Here is a 20,088-nt window from a genome sequence, read left to right as displayed (position 1 = left end):
TTTTAGAAGCGCAGACGTTTTTCCAAAGGCCCGGGGCATCGCTGGATGCTCTTCACGTTCAGCGCGGCGCGTCACCCTTGCGGAACTCGGCGGTCAGTTCGTCGAGCCTGGCCTTGAGCGCCGGGTCGAGCTTGTACTCGGCCGCGGCCAGCGTGGCGTCGAGCTGATCGGGCCGGCTGGCGCCCAGCAGCGGTGCGGTGATCAGCGGGTTGGCCATCACCCAGGCCACGGCCAGCGTGGCAAGCGGCACGCCGGCTTCTTCGGCCACCGCATGCAGGCGCTGCACGGCGTCGAAGCTGCGCTCGTTCCAGTAGCGGTCCTGGTACATCGCGCCGGCGGTGCCGAGCGTGAAGCGGGTGTTTTCTTCGGGCTTGGCACCCGGCTTGTATTTGCCGGTCAGCAGGCCGCCCGCGAGCGGGTTGTAGGGGATCACGCCCAGGCCCTCTTCGCCGACCAGCGGCAGCAGCTCGCGCTCGATCTCGCGGAACAGCAGGCTGTAGCGCGGCTGCACCGACACGAAGCGCGTGAGCCGCAGGAAGTCGGCGCGGCCCAGCGCGCGCGCCAGCCGGTAGGCCAGGAAGTTCGACACGCCGACATAGCGCGCGCGGCCCGACTTGACGATGGTGTCCATCGCCTCGATGGCTTCGTCGAGTGGCGTCTCGCGGTCGTCGCTGTGCAGCTGGTACAGGTCGACATGGTCGAGCTGCAGGCGCTTGAGCGACGCGTCGATGGCGGCGAGCAGGTGCTTGCGCGACGCGCCCTGGTCCCAGGCGTTCGGGCCCATCTTGCCGACCGCCTTGGTCGCGACGATGAAGTCGCCACGGCGGCTCGCGCCCTGCGCCTTCAGCCAGCGGCCGACGATCTCTTCGGTGCGGCCGGCCGTCTCGAGCCCGCCGCCCAGCGGGTACACGTCGGCGATGTCGAGGAAGTTGATGCCACCGTCGGTGGCCTTGTTCAGGATGGCATGCGAGACCGACTCCTCGGTCTGCAGGCCGAAGGTCATGGTGCCGAGCGCAAGGCGCGACACGGTGAGGCCGGTGCGGCCGAGGCGGGTGGTGGGGATGCTCATGCGAAGGCCCTTGGGTTGACGGTGTGCAACCAGTTTAGGCAATCCATCCCAGCTGTGCGCGCGCCGGGCGCGGCACCCTCACTTCTTGGTCGACGGAATGGCCTCGGAGGCCTTCTGGTTGGTGTTGGGCGGCGCCGTCGCCGTGGTGGCCGGCGAATGCGCGCCAGCGGCTTCGATCGGCTTCGGGTCGACCGGCGGCGCGTAAGCGAAGGGGCCGGGGTCGGTGCAGGCCGGCGTGGCCGTGGGCGACGGAACGGGCTTGCCGGCAGCAGCCGCGCTGGTACGGTACTTGGCGGCCACGCGGTCCTGCGCCTGGCACAGCTTGAGGCTGTCCACCTGTGCGGCCCAGGCGGTCTTGGCGGCTGTTTCGGCGGCCTTGGCCTTGGCTTCGGGGGTCGGGTTCGGTGCGGGCAGCTTGGCGAACGCCGCCGGCGCGGCCAGAGCCAGGGCCAGCGCGGCCGGGGCGAAGGTGTTCATCGAGAAAGTCATGAGGGGGTTCCTTCGACCGGCACGCTGCGCGCCGGTGTCGTGCGGGCGTCGGCCGAGCGCTGCGCCGGGATCTTGCCGTCGACGATGTCGTCGTACCAGAGCTCGTGGTGCTCCTTGGCCCAGGTCTCGTCGACGTAGCCGGTGCGCATCGCCTTGTAGGCGCCCGACATGCCCAGCGTGCCGATGTAGATGTGGCCCATGATCATCGCCATCATGCAGAGCGTGGCGACGGCGTGGATCATGTGCGCGATCTGCATCTCGCCGCGCGTGTAGACGAAGCCCGGCAGCAGCTTGTCGAGAAAGAGGCCCGAGCCGATGACGAAGGTGCCGAGGAACAGCACGCCGCCCCAGAACACGGCCTTCTCGCCGGCGTTGAAGCGGTGCGAGGGCACCTCCTTGCCGCCGAACAGGCCGCCAGCGTGGCGCAGCCATTGCAGGTCGGCCATGGTCGGCCAGTTGCTGCGGATGAAGGTGACGATCATGAAGATCGTCGTCACCACGAACAGCGGGCCGACGAAGTTGTGGATGGTCTTCAGCGCATAGGTGAGGTAGCCGAAGATCGCGCCGCCGAGGATCGGCAGCAGAAAGAACTTGCCGAAGGCCATCACAATGCCGGAGATGGCCAGCGTGACGAACGCGATGGCATTCGACCAGTGCGTCGCGCGCTCGAAGGGTGTGAAGCGCTCGATCTTGCGGCCCGTTTCGGCGCCATGCAGCCCGATGGTGCCGCGCGCGAAGTAGAAGATGGCCAGGGCCAGCAGTGTGACGAAGAGCAGCGCCGCGCCATAGGGAATGATCCAGTTGTTGCGCACCTGCCGCCAGGCCTCGCCCGCGTTGGTGTAGCGCGAGCCGGGGTACTGCACGAAGGGCTGGATCAGGTTGCCGGCCTCGGGCGCTTCGCTCTTGGGCAGGCTGCTGTAGCCGGTCGTGCCCTGCCCCACCTGGCGCCACATCGGCGCATTGTTGCCCGGCTGCACCTTGGCGCGCTCGCCGTTGCTCTGCTTCAGGTAATTGGGGTCGGCGCTGGCCTCGGGCTTCACGTCGAAGATGTTCTGGCTGCGGATGCCGCCGTTGGCGGGCGCGGCCGCAGGTGCCGCGGCGGCAGGTGCGGCGGCCGGCGCCTCGGTCACGGTGCCGCTCACGGAAGCGCCGGCAGGCTGCGCCGCAGTCACACCCGCGCCGAGCGCCATTGCCAGTAACAGGGAAGCTGTCGTCAGCACGTGTCTCATGCGGCCTCGCTCAGTTCTCTTTGTTGTATTCGTTCTGGCCCAGCATCCGGGTCTTGATCTGCTGTTCCCAGGCGGTCTTGTCGCCGACCTTCCAGCCGGGGGCCGTGAAGACCGTGCCGGTGTCGGCCTTCTCGCCGGTGCCACTCCAGGGCACGGCATCGAACTTGACGCCCTGGGCATTGGTCTGCGGCTTCTCGCCGCAAGCCGCGAGCAACGCGCAGCCGCTCAGCGCGATCGCAACGGCGCCGGCGCGGCTCATTGCTTCACCCCGTTGGTCGGCGTGCCCGCCTGCTGCGAACCGTAGGCCGTGCCCCAGCCCCACACCTCGGCACCCTTGCCACGATGCAGCACGCGGGTGCGGAAGATGTCGGCCACCACGTCGCCGTCGCCGGCCAGCAGGGCCTTGGTCGAGCACATCTCGGCACAGGCCGGCAGCTTGCCTTCGGCCAGGCGGTTGCGGCCGTACTTCTCGAACTCGGCTTCGGAGCCGTTGGCCTCGGGGCCGCCGGCGCAGAAGGTGCACTTGTCCATCTTGCCGCGGGCGCCGAAGGTGCCCTGCGTCGGGAACTGCGGCGCGCCGAAGGGGCAGGCGTAGGAGCAGTAGCCGCAGCCGATGCAGACGTCCTTGTCGTGCAGCACCACGCCCTCTTCGGTGCGGTAGAAGCACTGCACCGGGCAGACCGCCATGCACGGCGCGTCGGAGCAGTGCATGCAGGCCACCGAGATCGACTTCTCGCCCGGCACCCCGTCGTTGAGCGTGACCACGCGGCGGCGGTTCACGCCCCACGGCACCTCGTTCTCGTTCTTGCAGGCCGTCACGCAGCCGTTGCACTCGATGCAACGCTCGGCGTCGCAGACAAATTTCATTCGTGCCATGACCGGTCCTTATGCCTTTTCGACGTTGCAGATCGTCGTTTTCGTTTCTTGCATCATCGTCACGCTGTCGTAGCCGTACGTGGTGCCGGTGTTGATCGCCTCGCCGCGCACCACGGGGTGCGCACCGGCCGGGTAGTAGGGCAGCATGTCCACGCCCTGCCAGTGGCCGGAGAAGTGGAAGGGCATGAAGACGGTGTCGGGCCCGACGCGCTCGGTCACCTGGGCCTGCACGTTGAGCTTTGCGCCCGTGGGCGTGTGCACCCAGGCACGCGCGCCGTTGACGATGCCCTTCTCTGCCGCGACCTTGGGATTGATCTCGATGAACATCTCCTGCTGCAGTTCGGCCAGCCAGGGGTTCGACCGCGTCTCTTCGCCGCCACCTTCGTACTCGACCAGGCGACCGGAGGTGAGCACCAGCGGGAACTTGTCGGCCACCTTGTCGGCGATGTTCTTCTGCTGGATCGACTTGTACAGCGTGGGCAGCCGCCAGAACGCCATCTTGTCGTCGTGGGTCGGGTACTTGACCATCAGGTCCGGCCGGTTGCCGTAGAGCGGCTCGCGGTGCTGCGGGATCGGGTCGGGGAAGTTCCAGACGATCGCGCGGGCCTTGGCGTTGCCAAAGGGATGGCAGCCGTGGTTCTTCATGAACACGCGGATCATCCCGCCCGAGTTGTCGGTCTTCCAGTTCTTGCCCTCGGCGGCCTTCTTCTCGGGCTCGGTGAGTTCGTCCCACCAGCCGAGCTTCTTGAGCAGCAGGTGGTCGAGTTCGGGGTAGCCGGTGGTGATGTCGGCGCCCAGCGAATGCGAGCCGTCTTCGGCCAGCAGGTTCTGCCCGTCGCGCTCCACGCCGAAGTTCGCGCGGAAGTTGCCGCCGCCGTCCATCACGTGCTTGCTGGTGTCGTACAGGTTGGGCGAGCCCGGGTGCTTGAGTTCGGGCGTGCCGTAGCAGGGCCACGGCAGGCCGAAGTAGTCGCCCGACAGGTCGTAGCCGTTGACCTTGTCCTTGACCGACCCCTTGACCTTGAGCGTGCGCACATCGAAGGCCGCCATGTTGCGCATGTGCGCCTGCAGGCGTTCCGGGCTCTGGCCGGTGTAGCCGGCGGCCCAGCAGCTCTTATTGATCTCGCGCAGGATGTCTTCGGGCACCGGCTCGTCCATGCCGTGGACCTTCTGCATCTTGTAGTTCTTGCTCAGTTCCTTGCCGAAGCCGAAGCGGTCGGCGAACTGCTGCATGATCATGTGGTCGCTGCGGCTTTCCCACAGCGGCTCGATCACCTTCTCGCGCCACTGGATCGAGCGGTTCGACGCGGTGACCGAACCGCTGGTCTCGAACTGCGTGCAGGCCGGCAGCAGGTAGACGGCGCGGTTCGGGTTCAGGTCGCCGGCCGCACCGGGCATGGCCGCCATCGCCGCCGTGGCCGACGGGTACGGGTCGACCACTACCAGCAGGTCGAGCTTGTCCATCGCCTTCTTCATCTCCAGACCCCGGGTCTGCGAGTTCGGCGAATGGCCCCAGTACACGACGCCGCGCAGGTTGGAATCCTGGTCGATCAGCTCGTTCTTTTCCAGCACGCCGTCGATCCAGCGCGACAGCGTGATGCCGGGCTTGGTCATCATCGCGGGCGATGCGAAGCGGCCCTTGAGCCAGTCGTAGTCCACGCCCCAGGCATTGGCGAAATGCCGCCACGACCCGTCCACCAGCCCGTAGTACGAAGGCAGCGAATCGGGGTTCGGGCCGACGTCGGTCGCGCCCTGCACGTTGTCGTGGCCGCGGAAGATGTTGGTGCCGCCGCCCGACTTGCCGACGTTGCCCAGCGCCAGTTGCAGGATGCAGGAGGCGCGAACGATCGCGTTGCCGATGGTGTGCTGCGTCTGGCCCATGCACCACACGATGGTGCCCGGGCGGTTTTCGTTGAGCCAGGTCGCGACCTTCAGGACCTGCGCTTCCTTCACGCCGCAGGCCTCTTCGACCTTGTCCGGCGTCCACTTGGTCATGACCTCTTCGCGGACCTTCTCCATGCCGAAGACGCGGTCGTGGAGGTACTTCTTGTCTTCCCAGCCGTTCTTGAAGATGTGGTGCAGCACGCCGAAGAGGAAGGCGATGTCCGAGCCCGAACGGATGCGCACGTATTCGTCGGACTTGGCCGCGGTGCGGGTGTAGCGCGGGTCGACCACGATCACCTTGCAGCCGTTTTCCTTGGCGTGCAGCAGGTGCAGCATGCTCACCGGATGCGCCTCGGCCGCGTTGGAGCCGATGTACAGCGCCACCTTGGCGCCGCGCATGTCGTTGTACGAATTGGTCATGGCGCCGTAGCCCCATGTGTTGGCCACGCCCGCGACGGTGGTCGAGTGGCAGATGCGCGCCTGGTGGTCGCAGTTGTTGCTGCCGAAGAAGCTGACGAACTTGCGCAGCAGGTAGGCCTGCTCGTTGCTGTGCTTGGACGAGCCGATCCAGTAGACCGAATCCGGGCCGCTGGCCTGGCGCAGGTCCTTGATCTTGGCGGCGATCTCGTCGAGCGCCGTGTCCCAGCTGATGCGCTCGTACTTGCCGTTGACCAGCTTCATCGGGTAGCGCAGGCGGTATTCGCCGTGGCCGTGCTCGCGCAGGGCAGCGCCCTTGGCGCAGTGCGCGCCGAGGTTGATGGGCGAATCGAACACCGCCTCCTGGCGCACCCAGACGCCGTTCTCGACGACGGCGTCGGCCGCGCAGCCGACCGAGCAGTGCGAGCAGATCGTGCGCTTGACTTCGATCTTGCCCTTGCCGACGGCCGTGGGGCGGCTCGCGTCGGCGGCGTTCGCCTTGCGGATCAGCGTGAGCTGCGTGGCGGCCAGGCCGACGCCGACGCCCAGGCCCGAGCGGCGCAGGAAGGCGCGGCGGTCCATCGTCGGCAGGGCGTTCGACAGGCCGCGCCGCAGGCTGTGGATGAAGGGAGATGCGCCCGCCGACGTGGCGGAGGCCTGGCCGGCACGCACGGCACCGGAGTTTTTCTTGGTCAACAACATGGTGGTGCGGTCCTCAGGCCGAAGCGCTCTTGTAGTAGCGCTTGACGTGTTCGCTGAGCGAGTAGCCGCCCCCGTTGTCGGGTGCCGGCGGCAGCGTCGGCGCGGCCTCGGCGGCCACGGGTGACGAGGCGATCTGCGGCAAGGTGGTCACCACGGCGGCGACCGCGCCCACGGCGGCGGCCCCTGCGAAAAATCGGCGGCGCGAGCCCGGCGTGGGCTGCTTCGGTTGGCTGTCCTGCATCAAAACTCCAGGAGTGGCTGGCGAGAACCAGATATGAACTCAATTACATACGTCTGGATACTAGTCGAGACCCTGAAGCCCCAGCGCACCAGTGCGTCATTTCAGGCGTCGAGCATCTCGAAGCCCTGGGCCTCGACGTCGACGAACGCCTGGGTGAAACCGGCCAGCGCCGCGTACAGACGGGCCTTCGGATGCTGCGCCACCGCGTCGCACAGGGCGGGCAGCCAGGGCTGCACATGCGTGGTGAAAAACGCACGCTGCCGGGTGAGATTGGCCACCGCCACATCGTCGCCGGCGATCAGGTAGCGCATCACCTCGAACAGGCAGGCGACGTGGTCTTCGGTTTCGTAGACGCCCTCTTCCCGCGCCAGGCCCAGCGCGTCGAGGTCGTTGCGCAACTGCGCCACCGGCTTGTCGTTCAGGAAACCGCTCAGGTAATGAGAACCGAAGAGGTACACCTCGGGCTTGCCCATGCCGCCGAAGAGCGCGTCGTACTCGGCATGCGCCGCCGCGGCGTCCATGCCGCGTGCCACGCCGACCAGCGCGCGCCACGGCTCTTCGAGAAAGGCACCCGACGCGGGCGCCTCGGTGACGGCGACCTGCAGCGCGTCGAGCAGCGCCGCGTCCGGCGCGGCGTACCAGAGGCGTGCGAGCAGCCCGTAGAGCTCGGCACGGGCGATCTCTTCGTCGAGGGCCGAGGAAACGGGGAGGCTGTCGTCGTTCATAGCGGGGTGATCTTTTGTTCGTTCGATGCGCTGTAGAGGTCGATGACCCGGCAGTCGCTGCACATCTTCAGGCGCTCCAGCGCCTCGCCCTGAAACATCGCATGGCCAGCCAGCTTGCCGAGCATCGCCTCGATGGCCTTCACGGTGCCGAAGGGCTTGCTGCAGCGGATGCAGGCCCACGGCTGGGCCTCGTTCAGCACCACGGGCTGGCGGCGCTCGGGGGCGGCGAGCAGGCGCGGCACGAGCTGGATCGCGTTCTCGGGGCAGGTGCTTTCGCAGAGGCCGCACTGCACGCAGTTCTTCTCGACGAAGCGCAGCTGCGGCGCGTTCTGGTTGTCCTGCAAGGCGCTGGCCGGGCAGGCGCTGACGCAGGCCAGGCACAGCGTGCAGGTGGCCTTGTCGACGGTGATCGCGCCGAAGGGCGAGCCTGCTGGCAACGGGATCGCGAGCGCAAGCGGTGCATCACCGTCGCGCGCCTGCAGCGCCGGGGCGGTATCCATGAAATGGTCGAGCGTCATCTCCAGCGTGCTGCGCTTGTCGGCACTCACAGCGAAGCGGGCCGGCTGCGCAGGCACCTGCTGCCGCGTCTGGCCGAGCGCGGCCAACGCGGCATCGAGTGTGGCCGGGGTGCGTGCCTCGATCAACTGGAAGTGCGTGCCGGCATAGCCCAGCCCGCGCAGCAGCGCCTGGGCGATGTCCATCTGCCGCTTCAGCGCCGCGAGGTAGTCCGGTGCTTCCTCGCCGGTCGACAGCACCACGACCTGCGTGGCGCCGAAGGCGACCGCGCTCAGCCACAGGTCGATGCCGGTACTCGCCGCATGCCACAGGGCGACCGGGATCACCCGGGCCGGCACGCCGTCTGCCTTGCCGAGCTGCGCCTGCCGGCCGAGCTGCTCGACCAGCGCCTGGCCGGCCTCCTGGCTGTGCAGCAGCAGCGCCGGCTCGCGCCCGCCGGCCTTGGCGTAGGTCGCGAGCAAGGTGCGCAGCTTGAGGCCTTGGTCGGGCGCACGCGGGTAGGTGTAGCCCAGCGCGCCGGTCGGGCAGACCGTGGTGCAGGCGCCGCAACCCACGCACAGGTTGGGGTTGACGACGATGCGCTGGCGTTCCTTGTCGCTCGAGATGGCATGCGCCGAGCAGACCTCGACGCAGGCATTGCAGCCGATCTGTTCGTTGCGGCTGTGGGCGCAGAGCTTCTGCTTGTAGTCGAAGAACTTCGGCTTCTCGAATTCGCCCACCATCTCGCGCAGGCGCAGCAGCGTCTGCAGCGCATCGGCGGTGCCGAGCCCGCCCGGCAGCCGGAAGTAGCCTTGCGGCGGCGCGTGCCAGTCGACCAGCGGCGCAGCGCCCAGGTCGAGCACCAGGTCGAAGGCGGCATCGAGCGTTTCCGGGGCGCGGCCGAAGCGGATGGCGCCGGCCACGGTGCAGGCGCGCTCGCAGTCGCGGTGCGACGTGCACTTCGCCTCGTCGATCTGGTAGTCGAGCCCGATGGCCTGTTCCGGGCAGGCGGTGACGCAGGCGTTGCAGCGGGTGCACAGGTCGAGGTCGATCGCGTTACTGCGCGTCCATTGCAGCTTGAACGCGCCGAGCCAGCCGGTGAAGGCCTCGACCCGGCCGGCCACCACCGGCCAGCGCCGCTCCTGCATGCCGCCGACCGCGCCAGGGCCCTGCGACAGGATGGTGACATCCAGCGTGTCGGCCACCAGCGCGGCGGCCTGCTCGGCCTGGTCGAGCGGGCCGACGATCAGCAGCCGGCCCTGGCTGGCGTAGCTCACGGTCGCGACCGGGTCGGGCTCGGGCAACGCGGCGGCGGCGAGCAGCGCGGCGATCTTCGGCATCGCCTGCTTCGCGTCGCGGCTCCAGCCGCCGGTCTCGCGGATGTTGACGAAGTGGATAGGCGAGGTGGCGTCGGGCGTCTGCTCGGCCAGCTCGCCGAAGAGGCGGCGTTCCTGGGTGCAGGCGACGATCACGTCGTCGCCCGACTGGATCGCGCGCTGGAAGGCGCTCGCCTCGCGGCGGCACAGCGCGGAATGAAGGGGCAGCGTCTCAGCCAGCGCGGCGCCGAGCGTCTTCGGCGCGAGCGGCATCGTCTGGTTGCAATCGCAGATCAGCGTTTGGGTCATCGGTCGGTTGGCTGGCAGGTTGCACATCGGCAACCAGCGGGCTGGGAAGGGTCCCGGAAGGCTCGGACTGTGCCACGGCGGGCGGGGCATCGTCCTGCGGGGTTACTCCGGGCATTGGCGAGGCCGCCTCGTCCTGCGCTTCGGCGGCTTCGGGCTCCTCGTCGAACAGCTTGAGGAACTTCGCGCTCGCCATCTGGCGCAGCACGCTCTCGGGCAGCGGCGATGGGATCGAGTAGTCGTCGATGTAGATGTCCATCCGGTCCATCACGTTGAAGTGCGGGTCGGCGAAGAGCTTCTTGAAGGCGGCGTTCTTGACCTCGGGCGCCACGCCCTTCGCCATGAAAGGCTTGAAGTCGGAGTCGATGGTGAGTTCGGCGGTGTCAGCCAGCGTGGGCGGCGGCGGTGCGCCCGGCTCGCTGGGCGCGACGGGCGACACCACAGCCACGGGCGCTTCCGGCAAGACCGGCGACACCGCATCGGCCACGGCCTCGGCCGGCGCGACCGCCAGCGCCTCGCTGTCGCGCGCCTGCTGCTTGCGCCGCGACCAGCGGTCGAAAAAGCCTTCAGACATCGCCGGCACCGCGCCCGCGCTTCTTCTCGGTGGACACGCTCGCCACGTTGCCGAAGCGGTCGGTCAGCGGGCGGAAGCTCTCGGGCCGCTTGCGCTTCTTGGGCTCGATCACGTAGTGCTCGGCGGCGAAGGCGCGCACCCACTCGACGACCTCCGGCGGCGCCGGCACCTGCTCGACCGTCTCCTGCGCATCGAGCCAGCGGCCGGCTTCGTTGTAGCTCAGGCTCACCACCACCGGCACGGGGATCGGCTCTTGCGCCAGGCGCGGCGCTTCCTCCATGCGCCACAGCACGAACCAGCACGGGGCCGGCGTGGTCACGTTGAGGTGGTAGCCCTCGGCATCGTCACGAAAGAGCTCGGCCTTGAAGCCGGGGTGCAGCCAGCGCTGCGCGCCGTCGTGGTCATGCAGCAGCCGCGGCGCGGTACCGAAGGCGGGTTCGTCGGGCACCACGCTGTCGAGGATCCAGCGCCAGGGCTGCCAGTGGGCAGACGGGCCCTGGACGCGCTCGCGCCGCATGACGACGGCCACGTCGAGCGCGGGGCGCGGGGCGGGCGAAGAAGATTCGGCGGTCGACATGAGCGGGACGATAGCCGATGTGTGAACGACTGCCCAAAGCCTGCACGCCATAGGGCCAAAGCCGCGAGATGGAGGGATTCCCCCGTTCTGTTCGAACTTTGGTTCTCGTCGCCTCGCGCCTACATTGGCTGCACGGCGCCAGAGGCGGCGGGGCGGCGTCGCCGTCCTGCCGGGCGCCCGCACCCAAGAAGACTCGAGGACCACCACATGCCGAAACTGATCGTCATCAACCAGCGAGGGCTGACCAAGCTGATACCCCTGCACATCGGCCAGACCACCGTCGGGCGCGGCTCGCTCAACAGCATCGTGATCGATGCGGAAAGCGTCAGCCGGCACCATGCGGTGCTCTCGCGCGACGGCGGCACGGTGAAGCTGCACGACCTCGGCAGCCGCAACGGCACCTACGTGAACGACGTTCGGGTACGCGTGCGGCGCCTGCGCCACGGCGACACCATCACGATGGGCGACTGCGTACTGCGCTTTTTGAATGACAAGCCACTGCACGAGCCGAGCGCCCCGCTCGACCTGGATTCCCTGACCGCCGAATTCCACAGCGCCTACAGCGCAGCCCAGCCTGCACCGCCCGGCTGGGACGCCCACCCCTGAGCATCAGGCCGACGCGGCGCCGGCGGCATACAGCACCGCCCGCGGCGCCCGGCACAACCCCCACAGGCGCAGCCCGGCCAGTTCGGCCACATGCACGCCCATCGCGGTCGGCGCGGAGATCGTGGCCAGCGCGGCGATGCCGACGCGCGTGCACTTGCGCACCAGTTCGTGGCTGCCACGGCTCGACAGCACGACGAAGCCCGGCTCGCCCAGGCGATCCATCCGGGCCAGCGTGCCGATCAGCTTGTCGAGCGCGTTGTGGCGACCGACGTCTTCCAGCACCGCGACCAGTTCGCCCTCCAGCGTGGCCCAGCCGGCCGCATGGATGGCGCCCGCCTCGGCGTTGAGGCGCTGCCAGGCCGGCAGCGCGTCGATGGCGCGCAGCACGGTCGGCAGGTCGACACGTGCCATCCAGTCATGGGCCGGCAACGGTTCCGATTGCAGCTCCAGGCCGGCGAAGCTCTCGACACCGCACACACCGCAGCCGGTGCGGCCCGCCAGACTCCGGCGACGGCCCTTGAGCCGCTCGAAGCTGCGGGTGGAGATCTCGAGCTGCACCTCGATCGCGTCGACGCCTGTCGGCAGGCCGGCTTCAGCGGCAGCGACCGTCTTCACCTCGATGCCACGGCAGTCGGCCGCGGCATCGAGGATGCCTTCGCTCAGCGCGAAGCCGAGCGCGAAGGCCTCGATGTCCTGCGGCGTCGCCATCATCACCGCGTGCGAGATGCCGTTGAAGACCAGCGCCACCGGCACCTCGGCCGCCAGCACGTCGTGGCGTGCCGTGCCATCGGCATCGGCCGTGCCGCCGAAGACTTGCACCGTGCGGTGGGACAGCGGCGGCAGCACGGGGCGTATCTCGGCGTTCATCGTGCTGCCTCCGTCGGCGGCAGCGCGGCCACCAGCGCACGTCCCGGCGCTTCGAGGTGCACCACCCAGCGGTCGTCCAGCTGCACCACGCGCACCCAGCCCGGCCCCCGCACGCCCGCGAGCGTGGCGTCGCCCATCAACGTGAGCTGGCGCATCAGCACGCTCGCACCCTGCCCCAACTGCTTGCCCAGCCGCGGCAGCGACACGCCGCCTTCGCGCGGCGCGTCGGCCAGCGCGCGCAGGATGGATTCAGAAAGCGGGTCGAGGTCGGTGCCGATGCCGGGGGTGGTCATGCCCACACCTTAGCCGATGGCGTAGGCGCTGGCCTCGTGGTCGGCCTTCACCGGAATCGGCGCGGTGTGCGGCGTGAGGATCACGGGAATCGACTTCGAGGCCGGCGTGCCCGCATTGAGCGCGACCGAATCCAGCGGCACCAGCGGATTGGTCTCGGGGTAGTAGGCGGCGAGGTTGCCGCGCGGGATGTCGTAGGCCACCAATTTGAAGCGATCGGCACGACGCACCTGATTGCCGTCGCCGGCGTCTTCCCACACGGTCTGGATGTCGACCCAGTCGCCGTCCTTCATGCCCAGCGCGCGGATGTCGGCTTCGTGGATGAACACCACGCGGCGCTGGCCGAACACGCCGCGGTAGCGGTCGTCGTGGCCGTAGATGGTGGTGTTGTACTGGTCGTGCGAGCGCGTCGTGAGCAGCGTGAAGACCACCGTGTCGCCCTTGCCCGCGAAGCGCGCGCGGGCACGGTGTGACGGGGTGTCGCGCGGCACCCCGTGCGCTACGAAGTTCGCCTTCTTCGTCGGGGTGGCCCACACCCGCTCGCTCGCGGTGTTGCGCAGGCGGAAGCCGCCGGGCACGGCCACGCGCAGGTTGAAGTCCTTGAAGTCGGCGAACACCGCTTCGATCTTGTCGCGGATGCGGGCGTAGTCCTCGACCAGCCAGAGCCACGGCGTGCTGCTGCTGTTCCGGCCGAATTCACCGAGGGTGGCCGCCGCCAGCCGCGCCACGATGGCCGGCTCCGACAGCAGGTGCTCCGACGCCGGCGGGTTGATGCCGGTGGAGATGTGCACCATGCTCATGGAGTCTTCCACCGTCACGCCCTGCGCGCCGCCGGCCTGGATATCAATCTCGGTGCGGCCCAGGCACGGCAGGATCAGCGCCTCGCGCCCGTGCACCACGTGGCTGCGGTTGAGCTTGGTCGTGACATGCACTGTGAGGTCGCAGCGGCGCAGCGCCTTCCAGGTCTCGTAGGTGTCGGGCGTGGCCGCCGCGAAGTTGCCGCCCAGCGCGAAGAAGACCTTGCCCTTGCCGTCGCGCATGGCGGCGATCGACTCGACCGTGTCCCAGCCGTGCGCGCGCGGTGGCTCGAAGCCGAAGACCTCGCCCAGTTTGTCGAGCAGCGCGGCCGGCGGCTTCTCCCAGATGCCCATCGTGCGGTCGCCCTGCACGTTGCTGTGGCCGCGAACCGGGCACGGGCCGGCGCCGGGCCGGCCGATGTTGCCGCGCATCATCAGCAGGTTGACCAGCATCTGGATCGTGCCCACCGAGTTCTGGTGCTGCGTGATGCCCATGCCCCAGCAGAAGATCGCGCTCTTGGCGGCGCCGTAGATGTCGGCGGCCGCACGGATCTGCGCCTCGGAAAGGCCCGACTCTTCTTCGAGCACGGCCCAGGTCTCGCCACGCAGGCGCTCGGCCACGTCGCTGAAGCCGGTGGTGTGCTCGCTGATGAAGTCGAGGTCGAGCAGCGACTCGCCCGCGTCCTGGCGGTCGATCAGGTGCTTCATCATCCCGGCGACGACGGCCATGTCGCCACCCACGCGCAGCTGGAAGTAGTGCGTGCTGATGGCCGTCGAGGTGAGCGTCGCCATCTCGAACTTGTCCTGCGGATCGGCGAAGCGCTCCAGGCCACGTTCGCGCAGCGGGTTGAAGCTGACGATCTTCGCGCCGCGCTTGTGGGCCGCGCGCAGCTCGCCCAGCATGCGCGGGTGGTTGGTGCCGGGGTTCTGGCCGAAGATGAAGATGGCGTCGGTCTTCTCGAAGTCCTCGAGCGTGACCGTGCCCTTGCCCACACCGATCTGTGGGCGCATGCCGCTGCCGCTCGGCTCGTGGCACATGTTCGAGCAGTCGGGGAAGTTGTTGGTGCCGTACTCGCGCACGAACAGCTGGTACAGGAAGGCCGCCTCGTTGCTGGCGCGGCCCGAGGTGTAGAAGATCGCCTGGTTCGGGTCGGGCAGCGCGTTCAGGTGCCGGGCGACCAGCGCGAAGGCATCGTCCCATTCGATCGGCAGGTACTTGTCGCTGGCCGCGTCGTAGACCATCGGGTGCGTCAGGCGGCCCTGGTCTTCGAGCCAGAAGTCGCTCTGCTGCGCGAGCTGGGCCACGGTGTACGTCGCGAACAGCTCGGGCCCGGCGCGGCGCGCGGTCGCTTCGGCCGCGACGGCCTTCACGCCGTTCTCGCAGAACTCGAAGGTCGACGCATGGTTGCGATCGGGCCAGGCACAGCCGGGGCAGTCGAAGCCATCGGGCTGGTTGGCCGAGAGCAGCGTCTTGGCGCCCTTCACCGGGATGTCCTGCCTGAGCAGCGCGTTCGTCACGCTGCGCAGGGCGCCCCAGCCGCCGGCCGGGCCCTTGTAGAACTCTATTTTCTGTTCGCTCATCGCGGTCTCCTGACGACTTCGGGCCGGCGCCCATGGGACGCCGGCCCTGAAAGGCTCATGGCCAGATGCTCTGCTGCAGCTTCAGTGAAAGAACTTGGCTGCGCTGATCAAGGTTTTGTACACGCCCCAGGCCAGCGGGATGCCGACGGCCGCCCATGCCAGCGCCACGACGAAGGTCGGCGTCCGGTCGGCCCGGCCCGAGCCGCTGCCCACTTCGGACGCGGCGGCCTTCTCGTGGGCGAGCTTCTTCTCGACGGCGAGTTCCGCGTCGCTCATGAAGTGCTTGTCGGCCACCGGGCGCACCAGCAGGTTGGCAATCAGGCCGATGACCAGCATGCCGACCAGGATGTACATGGTCTGGTTGTAGACCTGTTCGCGCGGCAGGCCCAGGCCCAACTGGTATTCGCGCATGTAGTTCACGACCACCGGCCCCAGGATGCCCGCGGTGGCCCAGGCGGTGAGCAGGCGGCCGTGGATGGCACCGACGAACTGCGTGCCGAACAGGTCAGCCAGGTAGGCCGGCACCGTCGCGAAGCCGCCGCCGTACATCGACAGGATGATGCAGACCGCGCCCACGAAGAGCAGCGTGTTGCCGGCCGCAGCCGACGACGGCAGGCTGGCGTAGAGCACGCCGCCCAGCAGGAAGAAGACCGTGTAGGTGAGCTTGCGGCCGAGCTTGTCCGACAGGCTGGCCCACACGAAGCGGCCGCCGATGTTGAAGAGCGACAGCAGCGCGGTGAAGCCGCCGGCCACCACGGCGATCGCCGCGAGCTGGGTCTTGTCGAGTTCGCCGAACTTCTTCGGCACGTCGATCAGGCCGCCGCCGAAGACTTCCTGCAGCATGGGCGAGGCCATGCCGATCACGCCGATGCCGGCCGACACGTTCATGCACAGCACGATCCACACGAGCCAGAACTGCGGGATGCCCCACACCTTCTTCACGTGCACGTGGCGCTGCGTGATCATGGCGTTGCTGGTCTGCGCCACCGGCGGCGTCCAGCCGGCGGGCTTCCAGCCGGTGGGCGGCACCCGGTAGCCGAGCGCGCCGGCCATCATGAAGACGAAGTAGACCAGCGCCATCACGACGAAGGTCTGCATCACGCCGGCGTCGGTCGGCGTGCCGAAGTACTTCATCAGCTCGACCGCCAGCGGCGAACCGATCATCGCGCCGCCGCCGAAGCCCATGATGGCCATGCCGGTGGCCATGCCGCGGCGGTCGGGGAACCACTTGATCAGGGTCGACACCGGCGAGATGTAGCCCAGGCCCAGCCCGATGCCGCCGATCACGCCCGAGCCGAGGATCATCATCCAGAACTGGTGGGTGTAGATGCCCAGCGCCGACAGCAGCATGCCGCCGCACCAGCACAGCGCGCTCACCACGCCGGCCTTGCGCGGGCCGGCCCGCTCAAGCCAGCCGCCCCAGATGGCGGCCGAGCAGCCGAGGAACACGAAGAACAGCGTGTACATCCAGCCCAGCGTCGCAACGCGCCAGTCGCAGCCGGTGGCGAACAACTCGGCGAAGAAGCTCATGTCCTTGCCGCAGGCCGTGCCCGTGCCGGCCGTCTGCAGCATTTTCGACAGCGGCAGCCAGAACACGGAGAAACCGTAGGCCATGCCGATGCACAGATGGATCGCGAGCGCGGCGGGTGGCACCACCCAGCGGTTGAACCCGGGGCCCGCAATGATGCGTTCCTTGTCCAGCCATCCGGCGGCACTGCCCCCCGCAGCAGCGGGGAATTGCCCGGGTGTCGCGACGGCTTCGTTGAAAGCCCCGGTAGATGGTCCAGCCATAGCACTCCTCGTTGGTTTTGTCCCTCGATCCGGTCAAGGTTTTGACCGTCGGGGCGCGGCGGAGTCTACGGTTGGTGACAAATTGCATCCAATTGGATCGAGACATGGCCCGATTCAATTTGGAAATGAATGCGAAAGGTTCTCAATGACGCACTGACAGCGCAGGCTGGCGCTCCATCGCCAGTGAGCGCGAATGGCCCGTGGGCCCGCTTTCGCCGGCCGCTCATGGCGCTCCGCTACCTTGCCGGTGAAAGCACAGAACCGTCACAAAGTTGTGACGACTGCCGTACGGTTTTTATGGACCGGCGAATGGTCATGGATCGCGACTCGTCGCCTGTAGAAATACAGCAAAAGTCGATAAATGCTCTGCTACGATCAACTTGGAATGTGTGGATTTTTCGGCTCGGCGTGAAGGATCTCGCCGCTCGCCGCTGACGGGGCGCAGCGTTGAACCTGAAGGCGGGCGGCTGCCAGCCGCGTGCTTCCAGCAACGCTATCACCTTGTCCAAATCGAGCCGGCACGTCTGTTTGTCTGTTGCGTGTGTCAAGGAGGCCGAAATGGCAGTCTCTTTCTCTACTCAAGCTGTGATATTCGGACACACCGACGGACTTTCCAATCCCACCAGCTTGCAGTTCGGCCCCGACGGCCGGCTTTATGTCGCCCAGCAGGACGGCCTCATCAGAATCTACGATGTCACCCAGCCGGTGCCCGGTCAGTGGTCGGCGGTCCAGGCGCAGACGCTCAGCCTCATCAAGAGCATCCCCAATCACGATGACGACGGGTCGCTCAACACCTCGATGACCGATCGGCAGGTCACCGGCATCGTGGTGGCGGGAAGCGCCGCCAATCCCGTGATCTACGTCACCTCGAGCGATCCGCGCATTGCCGAATCCGGCGATCTCAATCTTGACACCAACTCCGGAATTCTTTCCAAGCTGACCTGGAACGGCGCCAGCTGGAGCAAAGTCGACCTGATTCGCGGCCTGCCGCGCTCGGAGGAGAACCACTCGCCCAACGGCATGGTGCTGAGCGCCGACGGCACCAAGCTCTACCTGGCCCAGGGCGGCAACACCAACAACGGCGCGCCTTCGAGTTTCTTCTCCAACACGCCGGAATATGCGCTGACCGCTGCCGTGCTCGAGATCGACCTGGTGGCACTCGATGCCATTCCCAACAAGGTCTTCACCTACGCTCCCGGTGTTACCAGCACCTACAAATACGACCTGCCCACACTCGACGACCCGACGGTATCCAACAATGGCACAACGGGCAACGAGACTGCGGGCGGCCTGGATGTGGGCGGACCGTTCGGCGGCAATGACGGCCTCAATCAGGCGATCCTGCCGGCCGATGCGCCGCTGCGCATCTTCGCCACCGGCCTGCGCAACGCCTTCGATGTGGTTCTGACCGAGTCCGGCAAGCTCTTTACCGTCGACAACGGCAGCAACGGGGGTCTCGGCGGCGCGCCCATCCTCGATGCCAACGGCAAGCCGACCAACCAGTTCAACAATGGCGGCACCGGCAGTCTCGACTTTCTCTACCTGCTGGCCGACGGCAGCTACTACGGCCATCCGGATCCGACGCGTGGCAACCAGACCGGCTCCGTCCTGTCCTATGCCGACGGATCCCAACCGCAAGTCATTGCCACGATCCCCAATGCCGCAGCGGCTGTGCCGTCCGGCGTGCAGATCGCTCCGGGCTTCGTGATCGACCCTTCCAAGTTCACCGCCTCCGCCGCGCGGCTTGCCCAGGAGGGCCAGTTCACCGCCGGACAGCAATCGCTCGCGCAGTTCGGTGCCTCGACCAATGGCCTGATGGAGTACACCGCGACGAGCTTCAACGGCGAGATCAAGGGCGACCTGATCACCGCCTCGTTCGACGGCACGCTGAAGCTGATCCAGCTCGCGCCGGACGGCGTCACCGTGCAGGGCGTCACAACACTCGCGACACCCGGCGGCACGCCGCTCGACCTGGTCCAGGGGCCGGGTGGCTCGATCTGGGTCGCCCTGATCGGCGCCGACCAGATCCTGGCCCTGACACCGAGCGACCAGGCGCCTGTGAGCGATCCGGACATGGACGATGACGGCCTGCTCAATACCGTCGACCCGTTCCAGGCCGACGCCGCCAATGGCTTGAGCACGTTCCTGGGGAGCAACGCCAGCCTGAACTGGAACTTCCAGTTCGGCGCCGGCAACAGCGCGCCCGGCCCCGACGGGCTGTTCCTCGGCCTCACCGGCCACATGGCCAACGGCACACGCGATTTCGTGGCGCCTGTCGCCGAGGGGGGCCTCGATCTCACCAACGTGAAGATCGGCACCGCCGCCGGCGGTGGTCTCGTCGTGGTCGAGGACGTATCGACGGGGACGGCGAGCGGCAGCGCCAACACCGGCGAGTTCGTGTTCCAGACCGGCGTGGCGCTGGCGCCGAACGTACAGACATTCAATGTGAAGTGGACGGCGATCAATCCGTTCCCCGGGCTGCCCACAACGCCCACGGTGCGCGAGATCGGCGGCTTTATCGGCACCGGCGACCAGTCCAATTTCCTCAAGGTGGTGGCGGGGCCCAACGGCATGCTGTTCCAGCTCGAGAGCAACGGCGCCGTCATCGCCTCGCAGACCCTGAACGCGCCGGGCGTCGCGACAGCGCCTGCAAGCAGCAACCTGGTCTTTGAACTCCTGGTCAATCGCGCGACGTCGCAGGCCACGCCGTCGGTGACCTATACCGGCAGCAGCGGGCCGGTGAAGGTGACCGGCAATGCCATCCATCTCGCCGGCACCTCGATCCTGACCGCGATCGACGGCGACTACGCAGTGCAGGGCAAGGACAGCGGCCTCGCCGTCGGCCTGTGGTCGAGCAACACGGGTGAGGGCAGCCAGAACACCTTCCAGGCATCGTTCGACGACATCCTCATCACCTCGACGGGGCCGACCGGCCAGCTCGTCAAGGCGGTGAACGTGGGCGGCGGCCAGGTGACCGCGAGCAACGGCGTGGTGTTCCAGGCCGACGCCGGCCCGACCACCGGCGGTGCGGCAAGCCAGGTCTACGCCACGTCCATCGGCATCTCCGGCACGACCGACGATGCGCTGTATCAGAACGAGCGCTGGACGCAGGGCGGCAGCTACACCTATGAGGTGCCGGTGGCCAACGGCACGTACCAGGTCGACCTGCTGCTCGCCGAGATCTATACCGGCATCACCGGCCCCGGCCAGCGCGTGTTCGACATGTCGGTGGAGGGCCAGGCGCTGGCGGCGCTG

17 protein-coding genes are annotated in these 20,088 nt (G+C 67.9%); 2 read left to right on the top strand and 15 right to left on the bottom strand.

The window, feature by feature from the left end:
• Positions 1-58 precede the first annotated feature (58 nt).
• The 11 genes from ACSFA2_RS01825 to ACSFA2_RS01775 all read right to left on the bottom strand — a co-directional run bounded on the left by ACSFA2_RS01825 (position 59) and on the right by ACSFA2_RS01775 (position 10,900).
• Complete coding sequence (locus ACSFA2_RS01825; protein WP_435453598.1) at positions 59-1,069, bottom strand: aldo/keto reductase; 1,011 nt, start codon at positions 1,067-1,069, stop codon at positions 59-61.
• Between the two features lie 78 nt (positions 1,070-1,147).
• On the bottom strand, positions 1,148-1,558 hold the full coding sequence (locus tag ACSFA2_RS01820) for a hypothetical protein (protein ID WP_435453597.1): 411 nt from the start codon (positions 1,556-1,558) through the stop codon (positions 1,148-1,150).
• Positions 1,555-2,787 carry a formate dehydrogenase subunit gamma gene (locus ACSFA2_RS01815; protein ID WP_435453596.1) on the bottom strand — a complete coding sequence of 411 codons (1,233 nt, stop codon included), beginning with the start codon at positions 2,785-2,787 and terminating at the stop codon, positions 1,555-1,557. The genes ACSFA2_RS01820 and ACSFA2_RS01815 overlap by 4 nt, the downstream gene beginning before the upstream one ends.
• Before the next feature lie 10 nt (positions 2,788-2,797).
• Positions 2,798-3,046 carry a hypothetical protein gene (locus ACSFA2_RS01810; RefSeq protein ID WP_435453595.1) on the bottom strand — a complete coding sequence of 83 codons (249 nt, stop codon included), beginning with the start codon at positions 3,044-3,046 and terminating at the stop codon, positions 2,798-2,800.
• Entirely contained in the window at positions 3,043-3,663 is a 621-nt protein-coding gene (gene fdh3B / locus ACSFA2_RS01805) for a formate dehydrogenase FDH3 subunit beta (protein ID WP_262075124.1), read from the bottom strand. The genes ACSFA2_RS01810 and fdh3B overlap by 4 nt, the downstream gene beginning before the upstream one ends.
• A gap of 9 nt (positions 3,664-3,672) precedes the next feature.
• Entirely contained in the window at positions 3,673-6,666 is a 2,994-nt protein-coding gene (locus tag ACSFA2_RS01800) for a formate dehydrogenase subunit alpha (protein ID WP_435453594.1), read from the bottom strand.
• 13 nt (positions 6,667-6,679) lie between these two features.
• Entirely contained in the window at positions 6,680-6,907 is a 228-nt protein-coding gene (locus ACSFA2_RS01795; protein ID WP_435453593.1) for a formate dehydrogenase, read from the bottom strand.
• A gap of 101 nt (positions 6,908-7,008) precedes the next feature.
• Positions 7,009-7,632, bottom strand: a complete 624-nt coding sequence (locus ACSFA2_RS01790) for a TorD/DmsD family molecular chaperone (protein ID WP_435453592.1) — start codon at positions 7,630-7,632, stop codon at positions 7,009-7,011.
• Positions 7,629-9,752 carry a 4Fe-4S dicluster domain-containing protein gene (locus tag ACSFA2_RS01785; RefSeq protein ID WP_435453591.1) on the bottom strand — a complete coding sequence of 708 codons (2,124 nt, stop codon included), beginning with the start codon at positions 9,750-9,752 and terminating at the stop codon, positions 7,629-7,631. Before ACSFA2_RS01785 ends, ACSFA2_RS01790 begins: the two co-directional genes overlap by 4 nt.
• A complete protein-coding gene (locus ACSFA2_RS01780; RefSeq protein WP_435453590.1) occupies positions 9,676-10,323 on the bottom strand; it encodes a DUF3306 domain-containing protein in 648 nt (215 codons plus the stop codon). Before ACSFA2_RS01780 ends, ACSFA2_RS01785 begins: the two co-directional genes overlap by 77 nt.
• Positions 10,316-10,900: a DUF3305 domain-containing protein gene (locus ACSFA2_RS01775; protein WP_435453589.1), complete on the bottom strand. Its 585-nt coding sequence runs from the start codon at positions 10,898-10,900 to the stop codon at positions 10,316-10,318. Before ACSFA2_RS01775 ends, ACSFA2_RS01780 begins: the two co-directional genes overlap by 8 nt.
• Positions 10,901-11,107: 207 nt before the next feature.
• Between ACSFA2_RS01775 and ACSFA2_RS01770 the strand changes: the two genes are divergently transcribed.
• A complete protein-coding gene (locus ACSFA2_RS01770) occupies positions 11,108-11,506 on the top strand; it encodes an FHA domain-containing protein (protein WP_435453588.1) in 399 nt (132 codons plus the stop codon).
• Positions 11,507-11,509: 3 nt separating this feature from the next.
• On the opposite strand, the gene fdhD is transcribed toward ACSFA2_RS01770, so the two are convergent.
• From fdhD to ACSFA2_RS01750, 4 genes are all read right to left on the bottom strand, one after another.
• Complete coding sequence (gene fdhD, locus ACSFA2_RS01765) at positions 11,510-12,373, bottom strand: formate dehydrogenase accessory sulfurtransferase FdhD (protein WP_435453587.1); 864 nt, start codon at positions 12,371-12,373, stop codon at positions 11,510-11,512.
• Complete coding sequence (locus tag ACSFA2_RS01760) at positions 12,370-12,666, bottom strand: hypothetical protein (protein ID WP_435453586.1); 297 nt, start codon at positions 12,664-12,666, stop codon at positions 12,370-12,372. The genes fdhD and ACSFA2_RS01760 overlap by 4 nt, the downstream gene beginning before the upstream one ends.
• Positions 12,667-12,675: 9 nt before the next feature.
• Complete coding sequence (locus ACSFA2_RS01755; protein ID WP_435453585.1) at positions 12,676-15,042, bottom strand: FdhF/YdeP family oxidoreductase; 2,367 nt, start codon at positions 15,040-15,042, stop codon at positions 12,676-12,678.
• 81 nt (positions 15,043-15,123) lie between these two features.
• Complete coding sequence (locus ACSFA2_RS01750) at positions 15,124-16,833, bottom strand: OFA family MFS transporter (protein WP_435453584.1); 1,710 nt, start codon at positions 16,831-16,833, stop codon at positions 15,124-15,126.
• Positions 16,834-17,391: 558 nt separating this feature from the next.
• Between ACSFA2_RS01750 and ACSFA2_RS01745 the strand changes: the two genes are divergently transcribed.
• Positions 17,392-20,088, top strand: a 2,697-nt coding sequence (locus ACSFA2_RS01745; protein ID WP_435453583.1) for a malectin domain-containing carbohydrate-binding protein, incomplete at its 3' end; no start/stop codon positions are given.

The organism is Variovorax cryoconiti (assembly GCF_051216395.1).
Classification (GTDB): domain Bacteria; phylum Pseudomonadota; class Gammaproteobacteria; order Burkholderiales; family Burkholderiaceae_C; genus Variovorax.
This window is presented reverse-complemented; position numbering and strand designations above follow the sequence as displayed.